We start from the raw sequence: 10,571 nt of genomic DNA, 5'->3' as shown, positions 1-10,571 counted from the left end.
TATCTTTGTTTACCCCAGTATGGGGCATAAAGTAGATTCATGCAATACCGATTTACACAAACTATTTTACACTCCCATCCAATAACTCATACTCTCTACACTATCTACAACAACTCCTCCTGGCATAAATCTTGTTACTCCTGTATTGGTCGAAATAAATGGTACCGCAGAGGCCATAGATTCGATAATAGAAATAGAAAAAGCTTCCCAAGTACTTCCCAATAAATAAATTGATGCATTTTTCACCAATTCAATAGTTTCTTTACGAGAAACGTTTGTCTTAATTTCAATATTATGATGCCCATATAATCTTTCCATCTTATGAGAAAGCTCTACTAGGCTATCATAATATGCATTTTTTTCACTTCCTACCAATATTAATTTCCAGTCTTTCGGTATTTTAGCCTGATAAAATGCTTTCAGCAAAAAAGCTTGATTTTTACGTATCGTATAATTTGCGATACATATACAATATTTTTCTTTGTTAATTTTGCTTAGGTTTCCAAACTGTTCATCGCATGCATTTTCTAAAATATAGCTTTTTATTCCATATTTCTTTTTAAAAAAAATATATCCTGGATCAAAGCGATGTAGTTGCAGTACTGCATCATATTTTTTTATTGCATCGGCATTAAATTGATATAATTTCCACCATTGGAAATTCTTCCAGATTTTATAAACAAAATGCTTCAAATCAACAAAATCACTTTTTCTCCATTTAAAGTCATTAATTCCATGAATATGTAAAACTTTTTTACAAGGAATCTCATCAAGAATTGGAAACAACAGATCAGTTAGTGCTTGTTGAGTACAGACGTTAATCATTACATCATTTTGTTTGGTAAGCTCGAGAATCAATTTACGATAAGCATTTTTATCACCATAATAACAAGCATATTTAGTGTAAACATTAACCCTAATAACCCTAATTCCTTTATATATTTCTTCATTAGGAAGTCCTGGTGACATTGTCGTAACGACCGTAATTTCGTGCCCCTTTTGAGCTAAACCAGTTGTAAGATAGTCTGTCACGGCCTGCACTCCATCCAATTTAGGATAGTATGTGTTTACCGTCACCAAAATTTTCATTCTTATATTCTTCCTTTCATTAATTGTCTAATTGCAACTTCACGTTTGATTCTATTTTTAAGAGCCTTAAATTTTCGATAAATCAATTCTTTGTCAATATTCCGCCCATGAAAACTTTCTAATAATTCCTGTGTGATTTCTTGATAATCATAAAAACCATGTGCTCCAATTAAAAAATATTGGCTTTTTTTATATCTCCGATAATCAATCATCTTTCTCTTTTGGAAATGTACATATGCTACTTCTTTTTTCTCAATTCCCCCTTTAACAGATAGTTTCCATGTAAAAACATGCCCTTTTTCAAATGAAATAATAGAATCAAATTTATCTTCATAAAAACAGTCTTTTTTATAGTCATAATGTGATAGTCTTAAATTAGAATTATTAGGTGAAATATCAGCAATATTTTTTTCTAATGGAAAAATAGGATATTTATTCCGGATAAATATTTGCTTAATGCCATAATTACCAATTTCATCAAAGCCAAAATTCGCATTAGAAGCTAATATTTCTTGATAAGTTAAAAAGTTTTTGTTACTTTTCGTAAATGCCATATTTATTAGTTTATTATTACGATAAAAAGTTGTATGTCCTAGGTTCGAGATTTTATCATATGGATCAGACGGTAAAAATTTAGCTAAATCTCCGTAAATCAAATCCACATCACAATTTCCCCAATAATCATAACCAAAAATATACTTTGAAAATAGATAACCATAAGTTGGTTTAAAGTCACATAACTTATATGGTTTAATATCATGTTTGACAAAAGAAAATTTTTTTCGAATTATCTCTTGAATATGTTTGAATTGCAGATAAATAATTTTTACATTTTGAGGAATTTTAAATTCAGTCCTATCATTTGTAAAAACAATAAAATCAATTTTTGTATTATACGCACAAGAATCTAGCCAAAGCTGAAAATTTCCAGGAAGCTTGCCAAAATATGGGCAAATAAGCAAATATCTAGGCATGATATTGCACCTTCTTTCTACAATTTGCTATGATTAGTTACTATTTCTTTTAAACTAATATTCTATTGGATTCCGGCACAATTCGATAAACAACTAGTTAGAAATATTACATCAAATTCTTCCACAATACCATTAAATATACTATAGATAAAAAATCTTAAGCTGTTTTGCGCAACAATCCGGATAGCTTGCTTCATCAGAATCCATACAAATCAAATTACATTTACAGAGATTATGGATCAAACATCGATATAAACATCCGTGTCGTACTGATTCACTGAAGTTTCTGGATTTTGTCCCTAATCCAGTAGCACCACTATTATCTTCAGCCGAAACATTCGAAAATACTCCTCATAAACCTCTATTATATAAACGTTTATCTGCGAAGTATATTTTTGAATAATATTGTCCGTAACCAATTAGGCATAACAGCGCCAACCAATCTTACCATACTTTGAACCCAATAATCGGTCTGACTGATAAATCCGCTCTTAGACATATACGCAAATAGCTTTCTCTGGGATTCCACATACTTCCACCCGCCCCGCCGTTTGTACATTTCGCTACCAGCTCGCATCCACAGCAGGGGTTCCTGAATGTTATAGCCTATGTATCCTTGTTGCAGCATGCGAATCCATAGATAGTAGTCTTCCAGCAGGTAGAAATTCTGATAGCTCCCTACTGCCTGGACGGCACTTTTTTTGTACATAATGCAAGGATGGTTGAAAGGATTTCTCTTTTTGGCAAACTGAATGATTTCTTTTTGTGTTTCAGGAACAACCCTACAGCCGGTTACCTGATGGATATTGCCATCGAATTCTTCCACGATACCGCTCACCAGGCTGTATTCAGGATGATCCCGGAACACATCAAGTTGCCGTTCACACCGTTCGGGACGACTGACGTCATCAGAGTCCATGCGAGCGACGAGGTCATTTTTACACTGTCCGATACCGAAGTTCAAAGCTTTGCCGAGACCGCCGTTTTTTTTAAGACGGCAGACGTTCAGGCGCGGTCCGAATTGTGGCTGCATGTCGGTGATGACGGCATCCAGTTCCGGCGTCAACGGGCCATCACAGACGAGGACGAAGTCGTCGGTCAGGACGGTCTGGTCATAAATGCTTTGCATGCTTTGCCGTAAGTAATCAGGATGCTCTTTGTAATAAACAGACATTAAAACAGAATAATTGACAGGCATAAATAATCCATCCTTTTTAAAAATAGGAAGAACCTCTCCGACCCTTCCGGGCCACCTCCAGCACGGCTCTCCGTTTTGGCAACCATCTTGAGAAAGAACCCTACCACCGCAAGCGGTCCCCCCTCCCCTTCGCAGGGGAGGCTTTAAGGGGAGGCTTAGCGCTGGAATTTGCTTAGGTCCAGGTCTTTGCCGCTGACGTCTTTGCCTTCAGTTGCGCTTTTAGTAACTAAAATTTTGATGGTCTGAATCATAATAACGAAATCTTCCAAGATACTGTAGTTTTCGATATACATCAGGTCGTAGACGAGTTTGTCGTACGGCGTGGTGTTGTATTTGGCAAAAACCTGGGCCAGGCCGGTGATACCCGGTTTGACATTATGACGATAAGCATATTCGGGATTTTCTTTTTTGAATTTTTCGACGAAGAAAGGCCGTTCCGGTCGGGGACCGACGAGGCTCATGTCGCCGTTGAGGACGTTGAGGATCTGCGGCAGTTCGTCCAGGCGGGTGGCACGGATGAATTTACCGACTTTGGTAATGCGCGGGTCGTCTTCCGTCGCCAGCTGGGGACCGGAATATTTTTCCGCATCGACGCGCATGGAACGGAATTTATAGACTTTATATTCCTTGCCGAAGCGGCCGACACGGACCTGGCTGTAGAGGACGGGACCGCCATCACCGAGTTTAATAGCCAGAGCGACGGGAATGGCGAAGGGCAAGGCACAGATGGCGGCCATACCGGCCACGATGATGTCGACGGTACGCTTGACGGCCCGCTGTTCGACGCTGAGACGCAGGCTCTTGGGCCGGAAGACCGGGATGTCGTCGATTTTCTGCAGCATGGCACCGTTGCAGAAAATCTCATAGGAGCTAGGGATGATATACGGCTGAATTTCCTTATCTGTACAATAGTTGACGATATCCGCCTTGGTTGTAAGGGGGATATCCGAGCAGATGATGAGTGTGTCGATGTCGCAGGATTCCAGTTCCTGACGCCAATCCTTCTGCGGGTCCATGATGACGTGCTGGAGCTTCAGCTTGAGCTGAGGCTGGGCACTCATGCGGTAATGGACATGACGACATTCGTCTTCGTTGCCCATAATCATGACGCGTCGGACGGGATGAAGGCTCTGTTCCCAACGCTGGACGGCCCGCTTCCAAAAACCGAGCAGGACGAATTGTACGGCCGTACTGGAAATAATCAATACCCGGGAATAAGTGAATTCATGAATGACAAAACTCAAGGCCATGACCAGGATGAGGACCAGGAAGAGACTGACAGCCAGACTGATCAGGACTTCGCTGAAGCGCTTGTGTTCAATCGTATAAAGACCGTTGATACTGAACATCATGACCGTGAAGATGACGGCAACAGGAAGCATTCCCGAGTACAGGACATGGTGCGCTTCTACCGCTGCCGGATTGACAAGCAGATAGGTCAAGACAAGATATGTAAGGGTGATGATAGTCACGTCGCCCAGTAAGCCGAAAAGCTTGCGCGACGTAGGGTAGACACGGGTCTTCATGACCTCTCCTTTCCGGGGCTGCAGGCCCCGTGGTGTTTGAAGTAATAGTTTGTAGTTTGCAGTTTTTAGTTTGTAGTGGGCGCCCCTACCTCCGCATATCATTCATTGGGCTATGCACAGGATTCGCGCGGGCCGCCGGTTATGGCGGCCCCTACCGCCGGCGGCGCTTTTTATGATGGTCTTCGTCGTAATAGTATTAGTAATAGTAATAGTAGCCGCTCTTGTGGTGCTGTGGGACTTTATTTAAGATGACGCCGAGGATGTTGGCATGAACTTTTTCTAAAACAGATTGGGCTTGTTTACCTTCGTCCGGGCTGATGTCACCACTGCCGAGGACGAGAACCGTTCCATCGACTTGGCTGCTCATAAGGAGGCTGCTCATAAGGACTGCATCGGTAACAGCCAGGACCGGCGGCATATCCAAGAAAACGTAGTCATAGGCTTCGGCCGCTTCCTGCAGGAGGGCTTTCATTTTCTTCGATCCCAGAAGTTCTGCCGGGTTCGGCGGGATGGGGCCACTAGTGACGACGTCCAGGTTCGGAAAGACATCGGCTTGGATGACTTCTTTCAGCGGCAGGTCTTCGGCAAAGCAGTTGCTCAGGCCCCGGTTGAGCAGGCCAAAGCGGCGGTGGACGACGGGTTTACGCATATCGCAGTCTATGAGCAGGATGTGTTTATCGTCCTGTCCCATGACGATGGCTAAGTTGGCAACTGTCGTCGATTTCCCTTCGTGGAGAACAGCTGACGTAAAAACGAGGGTTTTCAATTGCTTTCCAGCACCGGCAAACTGCAAATTCGTCCGGATAGCCCGATAGGCTTCGGATACCGGCGACCGGCTGTCATAATGGGTGATGAAATCTATTTCCGCCATAATTTCCTCCTAAGTTTCGACCACAGGCCATGGCTGCTGTCCGGTTCCTTCTGCAAGGTATTGGTATCGGGAATCATGCCCAGGACAGGCAGGCCCAATTCTTTTTCCACGTCTTCGGCCGTCCGTATCTTGCGATACATGAGGGATTGGACGATGACCGTCCCCATGCCGACGATGAGACCTAACAAGGTCATGATGGCCATAATCAGGACTTTCCGCGGCTTAATCGGTTTTTCCGGCAATGTCCCCCAGTCGACGACCTGTACTTCGTTCGGCACCATGACTTCGGCGACCTTGGCTTCTTCCAGGCGTTTGGCCAGCATGACATAGATTTCGTTGTTGACGTCGGCATCGCGCTTGACGCGGACGAAGCCCTGTTCCTTTTCCGGTAAGGAGGCGATGATGGCGTCATTTTCCGAATCCATCTGGTCCAGGGCCGTCTTTTTGCTCTGGGCAACAGCAATGGCCGCTTCGTTCTTGAATTTATCGGCCAATAAGCCCTGCTGGACAGTATTGCTGGACGGCGCCTGCTGGGCGACGATTTTGCTGATTTCCTGGTTCAGGGAATCACGGGTGGAGTTGATCTGATTGTTGATTTCCTGCATCTTCGGATGTTCATCCGTATATTTGCCGACGTAACTGGCTTTGGTCGCTTCCAGCTGAGCCAGCTGGGTCTTATACTGCTGGATAGCCGGGCTGTCGGCGATGGAGACGCCAGCCGAGCTGAGCTGTTCATTGACGCTGCTCAGGCCGGCCTGGGCCGTTTCCAGGTTGAGCTGGTTTTCGGCTTTAGCCTTGTCGACAATGTTCAGCTTATCCGTAAGCTGCTTCATCTGGTCGTCGGTAGAGTACATCTTGTTGGCGGCCTGATACTGCTGCAGCTTATCTTCGGCCTGACTCAATTCGTCTTTGGACGCGGCCAGCCTCTTTTCCAGGAACTCGCGGGTCCGCTTCTGTTCGTCATGGCTCAGTTCGGTCAGGCGGTTCATAAAGCCCTTGATGATGAGGTTATTGGCTTTCTGGGCCTGTTCCGGCGACTTGCCGGTGACGTCGACTTCCAGAATTTCGGTATCTTTATACGGTTTGGTAATGATATGACTCTTGACATAGCCGTCATAGTCGGGCAATTTCCCGTTTTCATCGCGTTCTTCTGTCTGGGCGATGACCGGCAGGACGACGTTGCGGCTCTTGAGGATTTCTGCGTCGGTCATCATGCGCTGCTTGTCGTCCATGGCATTGCCGCCGGATACTTTGGACAAAATCGAATCGCCCAGGCCCTTATCCTGCTTGATGCGCAGCAGCGACGTCGACTGGTACACCGGCGGCGCGACGAGCAGATAGGCCCCGCCGGCAATCATGAAGGCCGCCGTAATAGCCGCGATTTTCTTCTTGTTGGCCATGACAACTTGAAAGAGGTCTTTCAAATCAATGGTTATTTCTTCCACCCTGTTCAACTCCTGTATGGTAAATACTAATTGTTATCTAAGTTGTCTTTCGCTTCGGTAATCATGTAAATACTACTGAAGATCGGCGCAATATCGCGGGCAAAGTCGATGCGATGGTTCTTGGTCAGGTAAAGGATGTCCCCTTCGCGAAGGGTGACGTTCTGCGACATATCGCCGGTTTTGAGCATATTATTGAGGTTAATGGGAATGAGCGACTTCGGCTGGTCCTGATGGATGAGGAAAATCTTCTTCTTCGCCGTATCCCGCGTAAAACCCTGGGCGGCGCCGATGGCATCGATGACGGTATGGCCCTTTTCCAGTTCCACGGCACCGGGCTTCCTGACTTCACCAAAGACGTAGACCCGGACGCGGCCTAACTTGGAAATATTGACGGATACATCGGGATCGACGATATACCGGGCCAGGCCCTGCTGCAGGACGTCAGTAAACTGGGAAACCGTCATACCTTCGGCGTGGATTTCCCCGACTAAGGGAAAGGATACGTTGCCGTCGGGCCGGACGACGAAGGGCGACTGATTCGTTGATGAATTGCCCAGGTCCTGCTGCTGCGTGACAACGATGTTGAGCTCATCGCCAGGCCGCATATAATACTCTTCGGCACAGGCCGTCCCGGTCCACAAAGCGGTCACGGCGGCCAGTGCCAGTATACTTTTCTTTAACATCTGTATTCACATCCTATATTCAACCAAAGAGACGATGGAAAAAGCCTTTTTTCTCCTTTTGCCAGTGCGACGGCAAGTCGGGATAAAAGACGCGGTTCTTTAAAATACATTCGGCATTGCGCGTCGCCGTGTTCCAAAGATTGACGTGCTGCTTATCCTTGGCAGCCAGGCGGTCCAGTTCTTCGTGGGCTTCGCGTATATCCGTCGTGCGAGATTCCACGCGATGCCCGTCGCTGCCGAGGAAGTGGATCATGCCATTGCGGTAGAGGTCGCGGACGCGCTGCTGCAGTTTCGAGCCGAAATAGCCCGTGAAACTGCCTGTATTGCATTGAGCCAGGACGCCCTTATTCATCCATGCCAGAAGTGTTTCCGGGCGCTCCATGAGGCGCTCATAGCGTTCTACGTGGGCCAGAAGTGGCAGGAACCCGCGCATTTGCAGCTCATAAATCATCTTTTCGACGATATCCGGCTGGGACTGGTCGGTCAGTTCCAACATGACATAGCGGCTGCCAGCCAGACAATAATCGTCGTGATTTTCCTTCATAAAGCGCAGCGTATCGCCGTTGAGTTCCACTTCCGCGCCCGTATAGATACGAATAGGAATCTGAGCCTTATCCGCTTCTTCCTGAAGGGCGGCTACCTTGTCGAGAATCGTCTGCCAGGCCGGTATATGGCCCTGACGATTGACATGAGGCGTCGCAATAATATCGGTGACCCCGGAATCGACGGACATGCGCAGCATCTGCAGCGACATGTCCAGCGATTCAGAGCCATCATCAATGTCGTATAAAATATGTGAGTGAATGTCTATCATGATAGTTCTCCGTCTGGGGGCCGGGGCCCCTGTCGTTCATCGTAGATCGTTCGTCGTTATGCCTCCCCTTATAGGGGAGGTGGCCTGAAAGGCCGGAGAGGTTGGTTGGTCGTGGGCGCCGGCCTGCGAAACCTCTCAGTCAGCTTCGCTGACAACTCCAGCACTGCTCTCCGTTTTGGCAACCGTCATGCACTTCCCTCCGGTCAGTCCATGACGGGCCAAAAAGGGCCTATCAAGAGAGCCGTATTCTAATACCTCCACTGAATGGTGGCGGTGGCGAATTTGTCGTGGTCTGTATGAATGGTGAAGTCGGCGTTTTCTACGTTGGCGTAACCGATGATGCCGCTTAAGTAGACGTCCTGACCCAGTTTGGTCTGGCCGGTGAGGCCGAATTCATTGACAGTCGGATGGACGCGCATGCCCCGTTCCATTTCGGTCCGCTGGGCATAGAGGCCGAGGGATGTTTCATGAGGCAAATAGTGGCGGATGGCACCGTAGTATTTGCGGGCATCGCGGCCCATGGCATCGCCCATGATGGCGTCATGATAGGTCCAGCCGTTATTGAAGCGCTGGTGGCCGTACCAGACGTCGCTGGTGTCAGCCATTTCCAAGGTCATGTCCCAGGACCCGTCATGAGTCAGTTTCGGCAGGTAGATGCCGGCCCGGTATGCGACTTTGGACGGCATATAGTGCGACTGGTCTTCGCCGTAGAGTTCGCCATAGAAGGTGACGCCAGGCAGGCTCAGGCGGAAGTCGCCGCCGGCAATGTCATCCCAGCGGTCCTTATCGGCATCGTCATTGCGGCCATAGAGCCAATGGCCCCAGTCGGAGCTATCCAGACCATTGCCGTCACCGCCGAGCATGGACAGGCGGGACAGGCCGAAGGTGAAGTATGATGTCGGCGAAAAGTCAGCGCGGATGCCGATGAGACCGGCATCGTCAGAATCTTTATACTTCGAACCTAGAGCAGCCGCACGATCACGCCGGTCGCCTTCGAGGAAACCGTAGAAAAGGTGGACGTCTGCCTGACCGAGGAAACGGAAGAAACCGCCGACGCGCTGAGGTTCGATGAAATGAGCCTGGATGGTCGTCAAGGGACGCATGTTGTTCCCTAAGGCCAGGTTGCCCGTTTCCCCCTGCCCCCAGGTCATGGCTTCTTTGCCGGCTTCAAAGGCCCAGATGCCGGCTCGGGTCTTGATATAGCCTTCTTACAGGCTGGCGCTGAAGTCGTTGTCCTTGTCATAGCTGAAGCGCGGCCGCAGGGCGATAGCCGTTTCATGGCCGATGTTCCCGGAAATTTCAGCTTCCAAGATGCCATTGCCGTCACGGCCGTATTTATAGCCATTGCGATTGGCCCCAAAGGTCTGCCAGCCCGCATTAGTAGTATGACTGCGATCAATATGGCTATAGGAATGGCGCGGCGTATCCGAGATCTGAGCTGCTGCCGTCAGCGAGACCGAGCGGAGTTTCAGCGGGTCGTAGGTCTTTTCCCCACGCAGGGTAGCCACTTCCGGGGCTACGTACTGGGCCAGGGCATCGACCTGGTCTGCCAGGTATTTCGGCATGGGTTTGGTCTGTGCCTTATCCTGAGCCTGGACGACCCATTGAGCCATCTGCATGCGGCTGTACGGTTTGGCCCCATTGGGCATAGTATCGAGATAGCCCATGGCACTCAATTTTTCGATATAGCCATAATACGGGCTGTCTACGGAAACGTTGGCCGTCGTCGCCGGTGCTGCCAATACGCTGGCCGTCATACCCAAACTCAGCAGGACAGCACTCATCAAGGTCGTCTTCATCGTCATCAAACTCCACTTCATCATAAAATAAAAAGCATAATTAATATGCATTATTACTATTTCATACATAAAGTTGTGAACGTACTCCCGCCTAGAGAGGCGGGAGCTTCCTGCTTCAACGAGAACAGCGCTACTGACTCCAAAGAGTTGCGGCGGCTTACACTCTCTCCAC

General features: G+C 47.8%; 10 protein-coding genes. All 10 read right to left on the bottom strand.

The window, feature by feature from the left end; translation table 11 throughout:
- Positions 1–66: 66 nt before the first annotated feature.
- The 10 genes from WMO23_RS09830 to WMO23_RS09785 all read right to left on the bottom strand — a co-directional run bounded on the left by WMO23_RS09830 (position 67) and on the right by WMO23_RS09785 (position 10,423).
- On the bottom strand, positions 67–1,089 hold the full coding sequence (locus WMO23_RS09830; RefSeq protein ID WP_349173928.1) for a glycosyltransferase family 4 protein: 1,023 nt from the start codon (positions 1,087–1,089) through the stop codon (positions 67–69).
- Positions 1,090–1,091: 2 nt separating this feature from the next.
- Positions 1,092–2,063, bottom strand: a complete 972-nt coding sequence (locus WMO23_RS09825; protein ID WP_349173926.1) for a DUF6625 family protein — start codon at positions 2,061–2,063, stop codon at positions 1,092–1,094.
- A 376-nt stretch (positions 2,064–2,439) separates the two neighbouring features.
- Positions 2,440–3,261, bottom strand: coding sequence for a glycosyltransferase (locus WMO23_RS09820; protein WP_349173924.1), 822 nt, complete (start codon positions 3,259–3,261; stop codon positions 2,440–2,442).
- A 155-nt stretch (positions 3,262–3,416) separates the two neighbouring features.
- Positions 3,417–4,787 carry a sugar transferase gene (locus tag WMO23_RS09815; protein WP_349173923.1) on the bottom strand — a complete coding sequence of 457 codons (1,371 nt, stop codon included), beginning with the start codon at positions 4,785–4,787 and terminating at the stop codon, positions 3,417–3,419.
- 196 nt (positions 4,788–4,983) lie between these two features.
- Positions 4,984–5,658, bottom strand: a complete 675-nt coding sequence (locus tag WMO23_RS09810; protein ID WP_349173921.1) for a CpsD/CapB family tyrosine-protein kinase — start codon at positions 5,656–5,658, stop codon at positions 4,984–4,986.
- Positions 5,646–7,103, bottom strand: coding sequence for a GumC family protein (locus WMO23_RS09805; RefSeq protein WP_292298431.1), 1,458 nt, complete (start codon positions 7,101–7,103; stop codon positions 5,646–5,648). Before WMO23_RS09805 ends, WMO23_RS09810 begins: the two co-directional genes overlap by 13 nt.
- 26 nt (positions 7,104–7,129) lie before the next feature.
- A complete protein-coding gene (locus WMO23_RS09800; protein ID WP_020311727.1) occupies positions 7,130–7,786 on the bottom strand; it encodes a polysaccharide biosynthesis/export family protein in 657 nt (218 codons plus the stop codon).
- Positions 7,787–7,805: 19 nt separating this feature from the next.
- Complete coding sequence (locus WMO23_RS09795; protein WP_292282601.1) at positions 7,806–8,600, bottom strand: tyrosine-protein phosphatase; 795 nt, start codon at positions 8,598–8,600, stop codon at positions 7,806–7,808.
- Between the two features lie 248 nt (positions 8,601–8,848).
- A complete protein-coding gene (locus tag WMO23_RS09790) occupies positions 8,849–9,799 on the bottom strand; it encodes a capsule assembly Wzi family protein (protein ID WP_349173930.1) in 951 nt (316 codons plus the stop codon).
- Positions 9,800–9,808: 9 nt separating this feature from the next.
- Positions 9,809–10,423 (bottom strand): type 1 periplasmic-binding domain-containing protein, encoded by a 615-nt coding sequence (locus tag WMO23_RS09785; protein ID WP_349173918.1) that lies wholly within the window; start codon positions 10,421–10,423, stop codon positions 9,809–9,811.
- Positions 10,424–10,571: the final 148 nt, after the last annotated feature.

This window comes from Megasphaera intestinihominis, from assembly GCF_040096415.1.
GTDB classification, from domain to species: Bacteria; Bacillota; Negativicutes; order Veillonellales; family Megasphaeraceae; genus Megasphaera; species Megasphaera intestinihominis.
This window is presented reverse-complemented; position numbering and strand designations above follow the sequence as displayed.

Bases quoted from the DNA above. Each gene is read 5' to 3' on its own strand.
- WMO23_RS09810 (WP_349173921.1), bottom strand. From the start codon at position 5,658: ATGGCGGAAATAGATTTCATCACCCATTATGACAGCCGGTCGCCGGTA.
- WMO23_RS09815 (WP_349173923.1), bottom strand. From the start codon at position 4,787: ATGAAGACCCGTGTCTACCCTACGTCGCGCAAGCTTTTCGGCTTACTG.
- WMO23_RS09800 (WP_020311727.1), bottom strand. From the start codon at position 7,786: ATGTTAAAGAAAAGTATACTGGCACTGGCCGCCGTGACCGCTTTGTGG.
- WMO23_RS09825 (WP_349173926.1), bottom strand. From the start codon at position 2,063: ATGCCTAGATATTTGCTTATTTGCCCATATTTTGGCAAGCTTCCTGGA.
- WMO23_RS09820 (WP_349173924.1), bottom strand. From the start codon at position 3,261: ATGCCTGTCAATTATTCTGTTTTAATGTCTGTTTATTACAAAGAGCAT.
- WMO23_RS09795 (WP_292282601.1), bottom strand. From the start codon at position 8,600: ATGATAGACATTCACTCACATATTTTATACGACATTGATGATGGCTCT.
- WMO23_RS09785 (WP_349173918.1), bottom strand. From the start codon at position 10,423: ATGATGAAGTGGAGTTTGATGACGATGAAGACGACCTTGATGAGTGCT.
- WMO23_RS09830 (WP_349173928.1), bottom strand. From the start codon at position 1,089: ATGAAAATTTTGGTGACGGTAAACACATACTATCCTAAATTGGATGGA.